8 protein-coding genes are annotated in these 17,761 nt (G+C 62.6%); 3 read left to right on the plus strand and 5 right to left on the minus strand.

The features are described 5' to 3' along the window. Positions 1 to 53 precede the first annotated feature (53 nt). Both IPV69_RS21240 and IPV69_RS21245 read right to left on the minus strand, forming a co-directional pair. Complete coding sequence (locus IPV69_RS21240; RefSeq protein WP_206291730.1) at positions 54 to 7,547, minus strand: PKD domain-containing protein; 7,494 nt, start codon at positions 7,545 to 7,547, stop codon at positions 54 to 56. 740 nt (positions 7,548 to 8,287) lie between these two features. Then, complete coding sequence (locus tag IPV69_RS21245) at positions 8,288 to 9,691, minus strand: Gfo/Idh/MocA family protein (RefSeq protein WP_206295659.1); 1,404 nt, start codon at positions 9,689 to 9,691, stop codon at positions 8,288 to 8,290. A 247-nt stretch (positions 9,692 to 9,938) separates the two neighbouring features. Between IPV69_RS21245 and IPV69_RS21250 the strand changes: the two genes are divergently transcribed. Both IPV69_RS21250 and IPV69_RS21255 read left to right on the plus strand, forming a co-directional pair. Further along, positions 9,939 to 13,469 (plus strand): hypothetical protein, encoded by a 3,531-nt coding sequence (locus IPV69_RS21250; RefSeq protein WP_206291731.1) that lies wholly within the window; start codon positions 9,939 to 9,941, stop codon positions 13,467 to 13,469. 16 nt (positions 13,470 to 13,485) lie between these two features. Then, positions 13,486 to 14,751, plus strand: coding sequence for a TMEM143 family protein (locus IPV69_RS21255; RefSeq protein WP_206291732.1), 1,266 nt, complete (start codon positions 13,486 to 13,488; stop codon positions 14,749 to 14,751). 73 nt (positions 14,752 to 14,824) lie between these two features. Here IPV69_RS21255 and IPV69_RS21260 read toward each other — a convergent pair whose 3' ends face one another. Continuing rightward, positions 14,825 to 15,367 carry a hypothetical protein gene (locus IPV69_RS21260; protein ID WP_206291733.1) on the minus strand — a complete coding sequence of 181 codons (543 nt, stop codon included), beginning with the start codon at positions 15,365 to 15,367 and terminating at the stop codon, positions 14,825 to 14,827. Between the two features lie 143 nt (positions 15,368 to 15,510). After that, complete coding sequence (locus IPV69_RS21265; RefSeq protein ID WP_206291734.1) at positions 15,511 to 16,026, minus strand: OB-fold protein; 516 nt, start codon at positions 16,024 to 16,026, stop codon at positions 15,511 to 15,513. Between the two features lie 143 nt (positions 16,027 to 16,169). Between IPV69_RS21265 and IPV69_RS21270 the strand changes: the two genes are divergently transcribed. Next, a complete protein-coding gene (locus tag IPV69_RS21270; RefSeq protein WP_206291735.1) occupies positions 16,170 to 16,691 on the plus strand; it encodes a glycine cleavage system protein R in 522 nt (173 codons plus the stop codon). Between the two features lie 156 nt (positions 16,692 to 16,847). Here the strand turns inward: IPV69_RS21270 and IPV69_RS21275 are convergent, their stop codons facing one another. Then, positions 16,848 to 17,747: a sulfotransferase domain-containing protein gene (locus IPV69_RS21275; protein WP_206291736.1), complete on the minus strand. Its 900-nt coding sequence runs from the start codon at positions 17,745 to 17,747 to the stop codon at positions 16,848 to 16,850. Between the last annotated feature and the right edge of the window lie 14 nt (positions 17,748 to 17,761).

Genomic DNA, 17,761 nt, shown 5'->3' on the forward strand with positions numbered 1-17,761 from the left:
GACCGCTAAACAGGAGCGCTGACACGCCACCGCTCGATGGGGAAGCCCCGCGGTCATGCCACCGGCGTGATGTCGATGTAGCTCAGCCGGGTGGCCTTGTCGACGGTTCCGCCGAACTCCAGCGTCAGCGTGCCGTCGGTGACGGTCACCGTGAGCGTGCGAGAGACAAACTGGTTCGCAGCGGCTTTGACGTACTGCATCGTCCAGTTGCCTTCGACCCAGACGTTGTTGGTGCTGGCCGCCGACGGATCGCCGGCGAGTACGGTCACCGAGTACTTGCCGTTGGCGACGGCCAGGTTCCACTTCGAGCCCTTCTTCACCGCGAGAACGGTATCCAGCCGCTGGTCGGAATTGACGTTGCGGTCGAAGACCGAGTCGGTGTGGCTGACCGTCCAGCCGTAGGTCAGGCCATTGCCCCGGCTGCCGTAGGTCAAACCGCTGTCGACCACATACCCCGAGACTGTCGGTGCGGCGGCAGGCTGGAAGTCGATCCGCCGCGTCGTGCCGCCCGTGGGGGGCGGCGGGGGAGGCGGGGGCGGAACGGTCGGCGGAGAAGTCGCCGGACGGGCCACATCCAGATGCGTGATGCGGGTCAACTGGCTCACCGCCGAGCCGTTGGCGATCGTCAACTTGCCGTCGGACACGGTGACGGAAATCGAACGGGTCGAGAAGTTGTTCCCCGGGATCACGACGTAGTTGTAAAGCTGTACACCCTCCACCCAGATGTTGGCCGTCGACTCGCCAGCGGCGTCGCCAACGCCGACCGTCACAATGTAGGTACCGTTCGTAACGGCCATCTCCCACCTGGCGGGCATCTTCATCAGCAGCGTGGTATCGACGAGTTGATCGGCGTTCACGTCGCGATCGAAGACGCTGTCGGCGTGATTCGTCGTCCAGCCATAGGTGAACCCGTTGCCGCGGGCCGCATAGGTCTGCCCCGAATCTCTGAGGTATCCGGCGGCCAGCGCGCCCGTGGCGGTGGTGAAGTCGATCTTCGCGACGGAGGTCGTGCTGCCCGGTGCCTGTGCGGTCAGAGTGGCGGTTCCGACGACCGTTCCGCTCGTCGCCTGGACAACGGCCGATCCGCCGCCGGTCGTGGGTGCCGTGTAAAGCCCGGTGGCCGAGACCGACCCCACGCCCGATGCCAGCGACCAGGTGATCGCGGGGAGCGTCATCGCTGCGTTAAACTGGTCGGTCGCGGTGGCGGCATACTGCTGCTGCGCGCCGGCGGCGACGACAACGGTGGCAGGCGTTACAACCAGGGTCTTGAGCCTCTGATCGACGACAACATCCACCGTGCGGGTCAGGCTTGAAGTACCGTCCGACGCCAATACTTGCAGCGTATATGCACCGGCGGCAGCAAACGTGGCTGTTGAAGCGCTCGAGGCCGAACCGTTGACGGAGAACGTCGTTCCCGCCGGGCCGCTTAGCACACTCCAAGTGTACGTGACGCCTGTCCCCAGGACGCCGGTGACGGAAAGATCGGCCGTCACGCCGGTAGCACCCAGCGTCCCGACCGCACTGACGGCCGGCTGGGCGGCGACGGCAAACGCGAACGGCTGCGAAGTGCCGTTGGTTCCCGAAACCTCCGCCCGGAACGTACCGCCCGTCGCACCCAGCCTGGCGCTGACGACGATCTGCGTCGCCGACCGGCTGACGATGGAAATATCGGTCAATGCTTGCCCGGTCCCCTGATCGCGAAGAACAACCGACGCGTCGGCGGCGAAGTTCTCGCCGACGATCACGAGTTGCTGCCTGAAGACTGACCCCGAAACGGGTATCGGACCGACATCGGAAATCGTCGGCGCCACTGGCAGAATCTGCACGTCGTCGATGAACGAAGTCTGATCGCCGCCGGCGGTGTTCAGGCCCCGGAACGCGAACGTGTGGGCTCCCGCCGTGAGGTTGAATGATGCGGTCGAGTAGGTGTCGTAATTGGCGCTTGTCGGCTGGAAGGTTCCGACAACCGTTCCGTCAACAACGACCTCAAAGTCGTGGACGTTGAGGCCGATGTTCGCCCGCTGTGCGGCCTTGAAGGACAAGGTGTAGGACCCGCCGGCAAAACCGTCAATGGTCTGCGACATCCGCCCGATCGTCTGCAGGAACGCGACCTGGTCACCCTGCGGCGCCGCAGAATTGCCGGAGGTGAAGCCGCTGCCATTGCCGCTCAGACCGGCGCCATTCACAAAAACCCAGGCACTGCCGGATGGGCCGTACTGGAACTGCCCCGCGCCCATCGCCGGGCTTTCGAACCCCAGGTCAGGCCTGACCGCATTGGACAGAACATCGAACGACACGGCCGCTCCAACAGCCAGGGCGTTCCCCGCGTTGTCGCTGATACCGCCGGGTGCCACGATTGACAGGCGGTAGCTACCGACCGGCGCTGTCAACGATAGCAGGCCATTCACAGTGTAAACGTTGCCGCTGCCGGAGATCGTCACACCGGCCATCGCGACCGGCTGGTCATTGCGGGTGAGGACCAGGTCCGAAGGGTCAAAGCCGACGACGTTTTCGCTGAAGGTCACCCCGATCGAATCGACGGGCGTGTCGCGCGGCGTGGCGATCGTCGAAAACGCAACGGTGGGCGGCGTGGTTTCGACGGCCACGCTGAACGACCCGACGATTCCAGCAGGAGCCGCGTTGCCCAGTGGATCGAGGACCTGTGACGACTGAAGGACGATGGAATAGGTGCCGTTGTGGCTGCTCTTCCAGCCGCCGGCGGGGGCGGCTAGGGAATAGGTGGCAGTTCGGCTGCCGGTCGTTCCGGTGGAAGAGACGAACGTTACGCTGCTACTGAACCCGTTGGGCCCGGTGACGAGCAAATCGCCGTTGTCGAAGGTTGAGGCGTTGACGTCGGTGTTGTCGGTATAGAGGACGCCGATCGTGACGGCCGAGGTGCCGGCATCGAGCACGTTCGCTGCAGTCGCCGCCGCCTGCGGGGGGGTGGAGTCTGTCGTCCATGACACCGCCGCGCCCACCGTCAACGCGTTACCTGCCAGGTCGACAATACCGGAACCGCTCGCCGTGAGGGTCAGGACGTAATTGCCCGAAGCGGCCGTCTGCGTGGTGATCCCGGAGAGGGTGTAGGTCAGGCCATCGGTCGTGGAAACCGATGCGCCCGCCAGCGATACACCCACACCGTTGCGGGTCAGGCTCAGGTCTGCCAGGTCCAATCCGGCAACGGCCTCGCTGAACGTCGCCGAAACGGACGCTACTGACGAACCTCGAGGATTCGGCGAAACGCTCGCGAGCGACACTGTTGGCGGGGTGGTTTCCAACGCGACTGAGAAGCTGCCGATCGTGCCCGTATCGGCAAAGTTACCAGCGGTGTCGGCGACCTGTCCGGACTGAAGAACGATTGAATAGTTGCCGTTGAACGACGATTTCCATCCGCCGCTCGGCGCGGCCAGGCTGTAGACCGCCGTCCTGTTTCCGGCCGATCCGCCGACGGAAACCAGGGACGCCGCTGCGCTGAAGCCGTTCGGTCCGGTCACCCGCACGTCGCTCCCGTCGAGCGTCGACGTGTTCACGTCGAGGTTGTCGGAATAGCTGACGCTGATAGTCAAAGCGGCTGACGTCGGTGCAGTAACTGAAGACGCCGACGCGACGGCCGTCGGCTTTGAAACGTCGGTCGTCCAGGAAACGGTAGAACCGCTGGCCAGAGCGTTGCCGGCATCATCAATGATCCCTGCTCCGGCGGCATTGACGGTCAGCGTGTAAGCCCCGCCGGACGTCGTTACGCTCGACAGGTTTCCGATCGTAAAGCTGATGTTCCCGGTGGTCGAAATCGTCGCCCCTGCGAGCGAGACCGGCACTCCGTTGCGCGTCAGGGAGATATCGGAAAGATCAAACCCGCTCACCAGCTCGGAGAAGTTGACGGTAATCGAACCGACTGACGTGTTGCGCGGGTTCGGCGAAACGGCACCAATCGTGACGGTCGGTACCACCTTCTCAATATTGACGTCGAACGTTTCGATCACGGTCGGCGTCGTGACAGCGTTTCCGACGTTGTCAAAGACCTGGTTGGGCTGCACGACGATGCTGTAGGTCCCGTTGTGGCGGCTCTGCCACTTGCCGGGAGCGACGAGCGTGTAATCGGCATAGGCAGCGGTTGAGTCGCTGGCCGAGCGTACGAACGTCACGGGTGAATCGAACCCGTTGGGACCGACCACGCGCAGATCCCCTTCATTCAGAGTTCCGCCGACGACGCCGCTCGCATCCACATAGCTGACACCGATCGACTTAACACCGGTCGTGGGGAGCAAGATGTCGTCTTCGAGTGCGACCGCCAGCGGTGGTGTGGTATCCACGGCGACGCGGAACGAATCGATCGCACCGGGGGCGAGCACATTGCCGTCGGCGTCGACGACCTGATTGGACTGCGCGGTGATCCAGTAGGTGCCATTGACGACCGAGCTCCAGCCGGCGGCAGGGGCATTCACGGTGTAGGTCGCGACGAGGGGCGAAGCCGTCGTGCCGACGCCGGTGGCGGATACCAGCGTCGCGGGCTGGTTGAATCCGCCGGGGCCCGTCACTCGGAGGTCATTGGAATCGAGGCTCGCAGGCAGGGCGGTGCCGGGGTTGTCGTCGGTGTACCGGACAACAAATGTCTGCGCCTGGGTGGATGCGGCGACCACATCGGCAGCCGAGACGGACGCAACGATCGGTGCGGCAACACCGACGGCAACGGTTCCGATTTTGCCCGCCGGAACCTTCGCGCCACTCGTGGTGCTGACCTGTTGCGACACGACATTCACAGCCAGGGTGCTTGACGTCGAAGCCCAACCACCGGCCGGCGCGGCGAAGGTATAGACGACCACGCGCTGGTTTCCATCGGTGGTGTCAGCGAGAACGGATGTCGGTGCGGCCGAGAAGCCCGCCGAGCCCGTCAACCGGATGTCCGCGGTGTCAAAGCTAGCCGCCGACATCTGTTGGAGGATGGGTGCCGTCACCCCGGTGATCTGGATGTCATCGACAAGGGAGGTCTGATCTCCGCCCAGTGTGTTAAGGCCCCGGAACTCGACGGTGTGATCTCCGGCGGCGACGGTGACGGAAGCCGTTGCGTACGGCTGGTAGTCGATGCCGCCCGGCTGGAACGTGCCTACAACCACGCCGTCAACCAGCACCTGGAAATCGTGTGCCGATACGCCGTTGTTGGCGCGTTGCGCGGCCTTGAAGCTGAGCGTGTAAGTGCCGCTCTGCCAGCCGGTGACGTTTTGACTCATCGTTCCGGTGGCCTGAATGAACGCCACCTGTGCGCCCTGAGGGGCGACTGTATTTGCAGAGGTGAAGGCCGACGCGTCGGCGGCGATTCCCGCGCCGTTGGCGAAAGTCCATCCGCCGCCCTCGGGCGCGTATAGGAAGGCACCGGGCTGACCGGCGACGTTCGGCGTTTCAAAGCCGGCATTGACGGGGGCGACACTGGTCGGAAGCCCCGGCGTGGTCGCGCCGGTGTAGGTGACGGTGACCGTCGCCGCGGAGTTGTCGGAGATAATCGCCGGAGCGGTTGCCACGGCCGACGGGACAGCGGGGTCGAGCGAAACGGAGAACGAACCGATGGGGTCTGCAGGGGCACTGCGACCTGCTGCATCCAGAACTTGCCCGGTCTCAAGGGCGATGGAGTAAAGGCCGTTGGCAGTTGGTGCCCAGGCGCCTCCAGGGGCGGAGATCCGGTAGGTGGCGGTCCGCTTGCGGCCGTCCGCCGGGCCCGTGGAGCTGACCAGCGTGCCCACGGCAGAGAAACCACCGGGGCCGGTGACGCGAATATCGCCGTCGCCGAGGCTGGCAAGATCAATCTTGTTGTCGTCAGACAAAGTGACGGTGATGGTCTGGCTTGCCCCGCCGGCGACGGTGATGTTCTCGGCCGAGGCGGTGGCGGTGGGAGGGGCGGCATCGATCCGGCCGCCGGCGTATCCGGCGCGGATCCAGTCGTTGACCGGGTCGGCCGTATAAGCGGTCCGCCAGAATGAGCGACTCTGGCGCATCGCCTGCCTGATGAACTCGTCGGTGGAATTGGTCGACCCGAGGGAAGCGTTGTACCCGCCAGCCGTGCGCCCGGCGTCGGGAAACAGTCCGGTCACCCGCTGTGCGGTGGGCTCGACCTGCGCCTGCCACTGCGCGAGCGTCTTCTTCACGCCACCGATCTTGAACAGTTGCGCGTTCGGATCGAGATTCAGGCTGTCGTAGCGATTGCCGGACCAGCTCTGGTGGCTGGCGACAAACGAGCCATTGATGTCGGCAATCGTGCTGCTTGCGACGATCTTCTGGAAGTCGTTCTGCCGGACAACCAGCCCCGAGAGCGTCCGGGTCACTTCATAACTGCTGTGGATGCTGATGCCGGAGAACCACGAGTAGACGATATTCTGCTCGATCAGCAGGTCGTTAATGCCCACGTCGGGGACCGTGGTATTGGACTGGTCGAGTTTGATTGCCGGCCCGTTATTCTGGTTGTCGTTGGCAAAGACGTTGTTTCGAATGACGGTGCCGCCACCCTGGCTGGCTGGCTTGAGATTGGTCAACTCGATGCCCCAACCCCGGGGGCTCAGGAAGATCGATGACGATCCCACGACCACGTTGTCGCTGATTTCGCCATAAACCCCGCCTGCTTTGACGGCGCCGTTCACCAGACCGAAGCTCATTGCGATCGGGTTGCGCAGGAACAGGTTCCCCTTCACAATGCCGCCTGCACGCATCTGCAGACCGTGGCTTGCGCTGTCGGCGATGATGTTGTTCGTTACCGACACATTGCTGTTGCCGGTGTTCAGATAAAGGTTGTGGCTGAAGATGTTCTGCCGCGCGAACAACGCATTGTTATCGACCCAGCCGTTGTGAGAGAAGATGTTGCCGTCGATCGTGAGCCCATTCACCGTGTCGGTGTAGATGCCGTTGGCAGCGCTACCCGATTGGAGGGCGTTTCCTGCGGCATCAACATTCACCGCCCAGGAGTCGGCGATGATGCTCCGACGAAGCTGAATGTTGGTCGGATTGCTCTGGAAGACGACGCCCATCTTGTAGTACTGGAACGAGCAGTCTTCGACCAGGATGTTATTCAGCGCGTTCGAGCCGTTCAACCCGTAGGTTGCGGTCGAACCGTCACCGTTCCAGTCGGAGGTGAAGTTGCTCGGCGGATCCCGGAAGTCACGCCGGTTCGCCTCGAACGCCAGTCCCATGATGTACACATGGCTGGACGCTGCGGTCGCCCTGAGCGAAAAACCGAACCCGGTCGCGATGCCGGTGTTGAGTTGCGGCCGAGCGGTTGAAGGGGCGGCAGGATCGGTGTACGCACCAACGACAAAGGGCTCACTGGCGCTTCGGCCGGAGATATCCCAGCTGTCAAAACGTTGGCTGAACGTGTCGCCCCGGCGCAGCAGCAGCCAGTCCGGAGAGTTGGGACGAACGAGTGTGCGAGCCTTGGTGATCGATGCGACCGGAGTAGCCGGTGAAAGGCCGTCATTGGCGTCGCTGCCGTTGGCGGCAACGTAGACCACCCGCGTGTCGACGCTGGGGGTGACGACCGTCCAGCCTTGCGAATCGGTGGAGACCGACATCAACGTGCGATTTTCCAGCCCTTCAATCCAAGTCGGCCGCGACGCAAGCTGCTCAATAAGCACCGGCGCGCTGCTCCATGCGGCCCGCGTCAGGGGGGAAGTCGTGGCAGTATCGGTCGGCTGGGACTGCCGGCTCCGCTTTGATTGGGAAACCGACTTGTCACATCCGGGGGAAAAACGGTCTCTCACGCCACCTCCAACAACTACTGCCCCAGGAACACCTTACGCATTGACTTGCACAAACAAGCGACTTACCGACTGATCACGAATTCGGCAAATCAAAGCCACTCAACGATCAGCCGAGATTCATTGCTCGTTACGTCCGCCGCGATCCATCGGTTCTGCTCGTCCGCAGTCATCACCATGGGCCCGACGAACGCCTCGAGCGAACAGCAGGGATGCCGAAACGGAACCTCAGTCGATTGCAAACCGCGCGGCAAACTTAGACGCGGCGGCATCGTGCTCAGGGGATCGTGTGGCCCTCTATTGTGAATGACGTCCACCTCCAAAGCCATCGAAATGCGGGGAGTTTTCTATCAATCTGACGGGACATCTGCGCCGACTGTCGGTCGTCGACTTTCGAAGATGGCTGCAGGGGCAAGTCAATGCATAAGGGGTTCACCTGATATTCCTGCGGCTCGGCAACCTCAATGGGCGCACTCCAATACAAACGGTCATCGCTGGAAACCAGCGATGACCGTTGAAACTTCATTTGAATGCCGGTCCTGCCGTCTTCCAGGTCAGCCGATGTCCGGCAGCGCGAAACCTTCCCGGCGGGGGCGCGTCAGCCACTCATTCTGCTTTGCGTCGGCGAAGGTCCAGGTCTTGGGGTCCCACTTCATGGGCTGGCGGTTCCAGTAGGCCAGGTTCACCAGGTGGCACGCCGTCACGCTGCCGGCACCAACGACGATGTTGGCAACCGGCAGTTCTCGCGAGCGAATGCACTTGAGCCACTGCTCGCGGTGCGGGCCGGTGTTGGGAAGCTTCTTGTCCCCTTCCGACAGCGGCTCGGCGAGAATGTTCGCCGGCTCACTCACCTTCACGCTTCGGCTGACGAAGATCCGACCCTTCTCACCCACGAACATGATCCCGTTCTTTTGAGCCTTCGTCTTGCCCGGGTTCTTGTCGTCGGGAGCGTCGGTGATCGATTCAACATGATGAACGACGATTTCGTCGCCGGCGGGCGAACCGCGATAGATCAGCTTCACGCCGTAGTTGTCACCCTCCTTGGCGGGGGGGAGGATCTCGGAGGGACCCGAGCCGTCCATCTGGAGTGCCCATTGGGTGATGTCGATGTGGTGGGCACCCCAGTCGGTGACATAGCCGCCGGAGAACTCCTTGAACTCGCGCCAGCCGGGATTAAACGGATAGGCATTGGGAAGTTCGCCGGCGTGGGCGAGGCGCTTGGCGTACGGGCGCTCGGCGGCCTGGCCGAGCCAACGGTTCCAGTCGATCTCGCTTGCGGGCTCTTCCTTCGGAAGGTCACAGGGAATGCTGTGTGTCCCACCCAGCGCGACAAAGACTTCTTTGATCTTGCCGAGCTTGCCGTTGCGGATGTAGTCAACCACATCGCGGAACGGTCCTTCGGACCGCTGCTGGCTGCCGGTTTGCATGACCACCTTGTGCTTCTGGACGGCTTCGATCGCCGCCTTGGCCTCGGCGATGGTCAGCGTCAGCGGCTTTTCGCAGTAGATGTCCTTCCCGGCCTTGGCGGCTTCGATCAGGATCGTGGTGTGCCAGTGGTCGGGCGTGCCGATGACAACTGCGTCGATGTCCTTGCGGGCCAGGAGTTCCTTGTAGTCCACATAACCCTGACAGGGCTTGGCATTGGCTCGCTTGAGTTCCTTGTACTTGTCGTCAACAAACTTCACGAAGTGTTCGCGGCGGGTCTTGTCCACGTCGCAAATCGCCAGCACTTCGGTATCCGGCCGGCCCGTGTGATAGCCGAGGTGACCGCTGCTCATCTTGCCCACACCAATGAAACCCAGCGTGATGCGCTTGGCCGGTGCGGCCGCAGCGGGGGCTTCGCCGAAAGCCGTCGACGTCACGACCGTCGGAAACGCCATCGCCGCACCTGCAACTGCGGCAGACTTAACGACATCGCGGCGCGACAGCGCGGCGGAACCGATTCGATTCTTCGACATGGAAATCCTCCGGGACGGTTAATCAGCGTGCGGGGCGAAGACGACGCACAGCGTCGACCGTAAGCCTCCTGCGTCTTGTTGCGGATCAGTATACCGGTTGCGCCCGGTCATTAAAGCGTTAACTGGCCAAGCCAAACATCGTGCCCGTGGCGAGATGATGTCCCGCGCATATGATGTCGCCGTCCCCTGTCCTTCCCCAGACTTTGATATGACGTCTTCTGTTGCTCATGCATCCCCGCGGTTGCCCTTGGAGGCAGTACTCAGGACGGTTGAGCCCGACCTCGTCCTTACGCCTCCATGGCTGTTGCAGGCCGTCATTGCCCACGAACTGAACATTCTACCGGCCGGCCTGGCCGTACCCGACGAGCAGTTGCTTGTTATCGGTCGTGCGCGTCTCGACCAGTTCATCCGCGATCGCGATCTTCCCATGCCCGATGGCCTTGAAGGCGATGCCGTCGGCCAAGGGGACACCACCCTGATCCTGCTCGAACGGCCGGAGGCCGATCAACTCGATTCTCCAGCCGCTCCGAAAACGCTGCTCGAATATTGGCGACTTCTGGCGCGTGCCAAGGTCGAAGCGTTGGTGCGAAGAGCGATCGACGACGGGGTATCGACCGTGCAGAGCAGGATCGATGCGGTCGGGCAGGACGTGTTCAATGAGGCCCGGCAGGTCCTGACTCGGGAACGCCGACTGCTCGCCTCTGCCGAAGCGGTCGATGTTTACGCCAAGTTTGCCGCCGCATTCATCGAGACCCGGGAGTTCACCCCCCGATTGATGCCGCACGTATTCCCGTCGATCGAAGACGCGGACCGAGTGGCGGCGATTATCGAGGGTGATCTTCCGAAGGAACTGGTCCAGAGTCTTCGTCCTCCGGGGGCTCCTGATCCCTGGCACGCCCCGTACCAGCTTCTCGACTCCGGCCGTCGGCCCGGCGTCTGGTCGCGTGTCCTGGGCTGGTTCGGCTCCGGTCGCCGGGACCGCACCGAGCGCACAAAGGACAAGCGCGAGGCCAAGGCCAGGCGGGATTCCCAGATCGCCGCCGCCGACGTGGCAGCAAGCCGGGGAAACGACGTTCGAGCAGCAATCCTTCGGGCGCAGGCCTATCGCGGCAAGGGCGGACTGCGCTCGGTGCCGACGGCAGCGCTGCCGGACCTCAAGCGCCTGGCCGCCCGGCTCAACGCCGCATTGGGGCTCGATGAAGCGACGACGTCCGACTGGCAGGAGGCCTTGCGTCCACTTCTGGCCGCAGCATCCAGCGGCTGGTGGAACGCCGAGGGACGACTGCTCTACGACCTTCAGCGGGTCTGTATCGATCACGAGAAGGAAATCTACACAGTCAATGTCGTCGAGTGGGTCATGGAACTGGGCCGCCGGCCGCTATACCGGCCGCTGCCGCAGCAGCGGCTGGCGCTGGCGGCACGACGGTTGCGGATTGCAGCCCATCGCCTGACGCGATGTCGCTTGTCGACCGTTCAACGAGAGCGCCTGGAGCACCTCCTTCACGATGCGTTTCACAGCGCCGAGCACCAGCTTCGACACGATCTGACTCCGCTGGTGGACAAGGCCTTGGACGATGTCGACCTACGCCCGCAGAACACCGTCGAAACGGTGGGTCGAGCGCGAATGACGCAGGAGCTGATCGATGCCGTCGTTCACGACGGCTACCTCACGTTCAGCGGCGTACGTGACGCGATCTCGCGCAATTCCGTCCGCTGCCACGATCTGCGCACGGTCGGCGAGTGGGTCGGCTATGACCAGCTGATGAAACTGGACCACAGGCTGGGCAACGCGCTCGATGGCGTCTACCGACGGGGCGAGATTTACCGCTATCTGTTCCAGAAGCTCTCTTCCATCCTGTTCGCCAATCCCGTCGGCCGACTGCTGACGCTGACGATCATTCTGCCGCTCGCCGGGGCGTACCTGCTGCTGGAGGCGTTGCAGCACACGGTCGGAACGCTGCTGACCAAGGTCTTCCATATCCATACGCACATGCTGCCGGTCTGGAAGACGCCGGACCCCATCGAAGATCCCACCGGTGCAGCCGCCGTCGCCCAGAACTTCAATCCCGCGACGGTCTACACAAACCCGTGGATGTTCGCGCCCCTGGTGGCTACCACGCTGTTCCTCTTTTTGATCATCAACTGGCCGGCCTTCAGGCGGGCGGTCGGCACCGCTACAGGCCAGTTCTTCCGCAGTCTGGGCTGGCTGTTTTTCGAACTGCCGGACCGATTGTTCAAGCTTCCTTTCGTGCAGAGGGTGCTGAGAAGCCGCAAGCTGCGCGTGGCATTCCGTTACGGATTCAAGCCGCTGGTGCTGGTGCTGATCGCGTGGTGGATCCTGCCGCACGATGCGACAGCCGTCGTGCAGGTCGTAACGTTCGCGGCGATCTTCCTCCTGGTCAATCTGGTCGTGAACTCCCCGCCGGGCCGGGCGGCGGAGGAAAGTTTCTACCATGCGCTACGGATCGGCTGGGTGAGATTCACCGCCGACAAGATCATGGCGTTCTTCCGGGGCATCCTGCGATTTTTCGAGCGGATGATGGAAGGGATCAACCGCATGCTCTATGCGGTCGACGAATGGCTTCGCTTTCGAGACGGCGGGGGACGCTCGTCGCTGGTGATCAAGGCGGTTCTGGGCGTGATCTGGTTCTATGTCGCTTACGTATTCCGCTTCGCGCTTACGCTGCTCGTCGAGCCACAGGTCAACCCGATCAAGCACTTTCCCGTCGTTACCGTCTCGCACAAGCTGCTGCTGCCGCTGGCGATTCCCGGCGGCACAGAGCCGTCGCCATTGGGGGGAATCATCGTCTGGCTATTCGGTGCCAGCAAAGCCACCGCCGACGCGACCGCGGCGACGATCGTCTGGGGCATCCCCGGCATCTTCGGCTTTCTCGCCTGGGAGCTGCGCGAGAACTGGAAGCTCTACCGGGCCAACCGCCCCACAACACTCCAGCCGGCCCGCTTCGGCAGTCACGGTGAATCCGTTGCGCAATTGCTTCGCCCCGGATTTCACTCCGGCACGCTCCCCAAGGCGTTCGCGAAGCTCCGCAAGGCGCACCGCAGCGCCGACTCGGCCGAACGGATCGAGGGAGCCGAGTTCCCCTTGCCCGTGCACAAGCACCTGGAAGCGATAGAGCACGTCGATGAGGCCGTACGGCAGTTCGTCGATCGTTACTTCCTTGCACTGGTCAATCGGCATCGCTGTTTCCGCGACAATCCTGTCGAACTGGCCGGAACCAAGCTCGGCGTTACGCGCATCGTGCTTTTGCTCGAACGCCCGATCGCGACGAGCGGTGCTGCAACGCCTTCGAGCGGCGAGCTCGTGCGGATCGAGTTCGAGCAGGTCGGCGGCTGGGTCATCGCGGAGATACCGGATCGAGGCTGGATCAGCGATCTCTCACCCGAAGCGGCGCGAGTTTTCGAGCAGATGCTGGAGGGGTTCTATCGAATGTCGGCGGTGGATCTTGTCCGCGAAGAGGTCGACAAGCTGCTCCGGGATCACGCCGTCGCATGGGACATCCGACCCAAGCAGCTCGTTGTTCGGACGGCAAAGCAACCTGCCAGTGAAGCGGCGTATGAGCTGTACGAGAGCCGAATGGAGCCACATCGCCGCAAGGACGCCGATGTGAGCGACCTGCCGGTCCTCCATCGGAAGGATCTCCTTTTCCGCGAGCAGGCAATCGAGTGGGATCGATGGGTGGCAATTTGGGAGCAGCCGGCTTCGGCAACGCCGCCGGTCGATCGTCTGTCGGCGGGCAATACCCAGGCAGTTGCGTGACGGGGAGATTCGAGCCATGCCCACGAAAAAGGACACCGCCCAGGCAACGCCCACGAAGGTTCCGCGCGAACACTTCATTCCGATCCGCCGGGTCGACCTCCTCCAGAAGGCGTGCGATCAGATCTCAGAATCCGCCGCAAACGAGCTCCGCAAAGTCGAAGAGATGCTGGTCTCCACCCTGCACTTCGAATACCACCGCGAGTTGGAGCGATTGAAGATCGCCTATGGCCCGTTCGATCCTGACGCCGACACGCGCAAGGTCACGGCGCTCGATGCCGAAAGAAAGGATGAACTGCTCGATGAGCTAGTCGCGCGGCTTTCCGCGCTGATGTGCCGGGCCAACTTCACCAAGCTCACGCGAGCGGACCTTGAGTCCGCGATGCAGCAGGCGAGTCACTGGGGCATCAATCTCTCGGTCGACTTCGACCTCTTCGACCGCCTTGAGGTCTACTACCGCGGCGAACAGACACGATTGAAGCGTACGCCGCGCAGATGGTTCGGCCTGCGGAAGGGCATTAAGGTTCCGGTCGAGCTCTATACCCGCCTGGTCGTGCTGCTGCGAATCAAGACCGGCGAACTTGTGCCGGAAGACGTCGATACCAACACCGTCCACATCAAGGCGTTCAAGGACATTCCCAAGCTCGACCTGGAGATGCTCCTGCCTGGCACGCGGGTCAACATGTCGCTTTTCGACCGGATTAAGCTGGGCTTTTCGCTCAGCACCGGGATCGGAATGACGGGCTACAAAATGGCCGGGCCGCTGGTCGGGCTGATCGCGGGAGCGACGAGCACGTCGGCGATGATCGGCATCGCCACCGGCGCGGTCGGGTATAGCGTCCGTTCGTTCTACGGGTACATGCAGACCAAGCAGAAGTACATGCTGACGCTCGCCCAGAATCTGTACTTCCTCAATCTGGACAACAACGCCGGCGTATTCTTCAGGATCCTGGATGAGGCCGAAGAGCAGGAGTGTCGCGAAACGCTGCTGAGCTACTACCTGCTCGCCCACCACGCGCCGGCCGGCGGATGGACCGTGGACGAACTCGACGCAGCGGCGGAAGCATGGCTGAAGCAGCACTTCGGGATCGACGTGGACTTCGAGGCCGATGATGCCGTCGCGAAGCTTAAGCGATTTCAACTGCTCGCCTGCAACGAATCCGACCGGCTCGTCGCTGCTTCGCCAATGGAGGCACTACGCCGGATGGACAAGGTCTGGGACGAGCAGTTCGATTACAACCAGAAGACCGAGTCGCCCTGTCCCGAGCCGACGTCGCCCCGTTGACGATCATCAAAGACAACGGCCACGCCACGAGACGTCGTGGCGTGGCCGTATAGCATTGCTGCGCGATTCCGGTTTACTCGGTCACGCCCGGGATCTTGATCGCGCCGGCCTTCTTGGCCTGCTCCAGCGTCGCCTTGAGCGTATCGACTTTGCTTTGCCACTCCGGGGAGAGCTGGCCTTTGATCTTGTCGAGGTTCGCGACGGCCGAATCCGCCGCGCTGAAATCCTTCTTCTTGATGGCTTCCATCGCCTGGTCGTAGTACTTGGTGGCTTCCTCCTGGACCTTGGCCATCAGGCCCTTGTCGGCAGTCCCTTCGGTGGTCCCCTTTACGGCGTCCTTGATATCGCCGCCGACTTTCTCTGCGCCTTCCTTGGTCTTATCCAGGGCCTTCTCGGTTCCTTCCTTGACCTTCTCGGCACCTTCCTTGGCCTTGTCGCCGAGCGCTGCCGCACCTTCCTTGGCCTTCTCGGCGGCCTTGGCGGCGTCGTCCTTCAGCTTGTCAGCCATCGAAGGCTGGTTGGTTGCCGCAGTGGTCGGGCTGACCTTGGGTTCTTCCTTGCAACCGACGAACGAGCCTGCAGCAAGGGCAACGGCAGTGACGAGCACGAATCGCATGAGCGATCTCCTTCCAAAGAGTTGATGGGTATCCCTGAACCGCTACGAGTGTAGAACTGTCAGGCAGTTGCGGTCAATGGTGGTCAACCGCTTTACCGCCCAAGCAATCCCCGCGCCACTTGTTGCGTGGCGTTTTCGTCAACTCAGGGAACTTTTCGGATCACCGCGCAATCTCGAAGGACGACATCGGTCGTCAAGCCCTCGCAACGCCCCCGAATGGTGACGGTCTCGCCTCTCTCCAGGTCGGCCAACTGGAAATAGTTCGCCTCCTTCAAGACGCACCGGACCCCGGCAAAACGCTGGACTCCGCCCTCGAGCGCGATTGCCCGCGTGCCGTCGAGATTTCCGTCCAGTTTCGCGCTGATCGAGCCCGTTACGTCGACGACTTTGCCGTTGTACTTTGCCTCGGCCTCTTCCTGCTTGTCTTTGAAGAGATTGATGAGTGCGGTTGCGTCGGCTTCGATCGCAGGCCCGTCAAGAACGACAGCGACTGGCTTGGCGGGCTCTGACGGCTGCGTTGCGACGGGCGCGGGCTTGTTCAGCATCATCATCCAGATGACGCCCGCGCCGGCGATGACCAGCACGCCAATTGCCACCCCGATCAACAACGCGGACGACTTCGGGCGACCGCCGGGCGCAGGCAGGTGCGTTTGCGACATGTTCATTCCTCCTTCACGTTCAAAATTGAATGGCCTGATGCGTCATTCTGCGTCAAGGCGATTTTGGTGCAAGAGAACAGCTGCCGGCAGTTTGCGTCCGTCCCGCCAGTCCGCTAGGTTCGACGACAAAAGGAGATCCAGCCATGAAGCAGTGGATTGTAACGGCGGTCGGGCCCGATCGTCCGGGCCTGGTGGGAGAACTGACGGGACATCTGCACGCGGGAAAGGCCAACCTGCTGGATTCGCGAATGGTCAACCTCAGGGGCCAGTTCGCAATCGTGCTCTTGTTGGAAGCCGCCGAAACCGACGGAGCGGCTCTCGCAGACAGCCTCCCCCAATCTGCAGAGTCGATGGGGCTCAAGCTTTTCATCGCTCCCCAGTACGGGCAGGCGAGGACGGCCGGCGGCGTGCCGTATCGGCTCAAGACTTACTCGTCGGACCAACCCGGCATCGTTCATCGCGTGACCGACCTGCTGCGGTCGCACGGCGTGAACATCGAGGACCTCTCGACCCGCCAGGAATCCGCCGCCTTCGCCGGCACGCCTCTGTTCACGATGGACTTGCTGATCACGCTCCCCGCCGGCGTTCCCGTTCGCAAGATCCGGGCGGATCTGGAGGCGCTCTGCGATCAGATCAACTGTGATGTGGACCTGGAACCGGCATAGCCAAAGAAAAGTAGGGTCCGCCTTGGCGGTCGCGGCAGGGTCCCCTTGCCAGGCGCGACAGGATCGACGTGCCGGATGCAGTAGGGTCCGCCTTGGCGGACGCGGGGCCTCGACAGAAGCAGTCGTTCGGTATCTCCGCGTCCGCCAAGGCGGACCCTACACGTGCGATCCCTGGGAGAGCCAACGTGCACATTCCGCCCCCAGTTCTTCAACCGCCTTCGCTTCATACTTGCGCGACTCAGCCTCGGGTAACACGTCCGCCCACCGGCGGTTTTCGCCCTTATTGATAAACACCTCTGCACCGGCATCCCAGAACGCACCGCCCAGTGGAACGCTCTTGGTCGCGTTCTGCTTCATCCAGTTGAACGAACAGTATTCACGGATTTCGGGAAAACGGTCTTCGTTGACGGGAATGTTCAGGAAGGCGGCGATCTTCCGCATCTGCCCGGCCATGTCGCGTTTCAGATCGGAAAAGTGAACGAGCAGCACATTCGGAAGTTCGCGGATCTCCCACCACGTTCTGATGTTCTCCCAGAACGGCCAGAACGGGTGCCCGTCCTTCGCCATCCAGTCGCGCCAGTACTGAACGATATCCGCCGGCGGTCGCTCGATCGGCGGGCCGACGCGGCCGGGAGTCAGGTTCAGCGCGTCGTACCACATCTGGTTGGCGTTGGCGTGGTGGTTGTACATGCTCCAGACGACGTCGCGCCCGTCACGGCCGATGTAGATGTACTTGGCCTTCGGCGAGAAGACCAGCGCGTCGACCGGCAGGTGCGTCTTGAGGAAACGCCGATGCGTCTGCGCCTCGATCATCGGCAGTTTTACTTCCTTCGGCGGGACGCGAAGGTCCACCCACGGCGACATGTCCGCGACGGCCAGCTCGGGATCAGGGCCGAGCAGCATCTGGGCGATGATCTGCTGCATCCAGGTCGTGCCGCTCTTGGCATACGTGCCGATGACGATGTCGTCGTTGCGAAACTTCAGGTCGTTCCAGATCGTGGAATCGAAATGGTGGTTGTGGAGCTCGCGGGACTTCCGCGGAAGGGCGGCGGGCATGTGAATCGCTCCGG

The sequence above is a fragment of the Humisphaera borealis genome, from assembly GCF_015169395.1.
Lineage (GTDB): Bacteria > Planctomycetota > Phycisphaerae > Tepidisphaerales > Tepidisphaeraceae > Humisphaera > Humisphaera borealis.

Coding starts and splice junctions, on each gene's coding strand:
- IPV69_RS21240 (WP_206291730.1), bottom strand. CDS start 7,547: ATGTCGGTCTCCACCGATTCGCAAGGCTGGACGGTCGTCACCCCCAGC.
- IPV69_RS21245 (WP_206295659.1), bottom strand. CDS start 9,691: ATGTCGAAGAATCGAATCGGTTCCGCCGCGCTGTCGCGCCGCGATGTC.
- IPV69_RS21255 (WP_206291732.1), top strand. CDS start 13,486: ATGCCCACGAAAAAGGACACCGCCCAGGCAACGCCCACGAAGGTTCCG.
- IPV69_RS21260 (WP_206291733.1), bottom strand. CDS start 15,367: ATGCGATTCGTGCTCGTCACTGCCGTTGCCCTTGCTGCAGGCTCGTTC.
- IPV69_RS21265 (WP_206291734.1), bottom strand. CDS start 16,026: ATGTCGCAAACGCACCTGCCTGCGCCCGGCGGTCGCCCGAAGTCGTCC.
- IPV69_RS21270 (WP_206291735.1), top strand. CDS start 16,170: ATGAAGCAGTGGATTGTAACGGCGGTCGGGCCCGATCGTCCGGGCCTG.
- IPV69_RS21275 (WP_206291736.1), bottom strand. CDS start 17,747: ATGCCCGCCGCCCTTCCGCGGAAGTCCCGCGAGCTCCACAACCACCAT.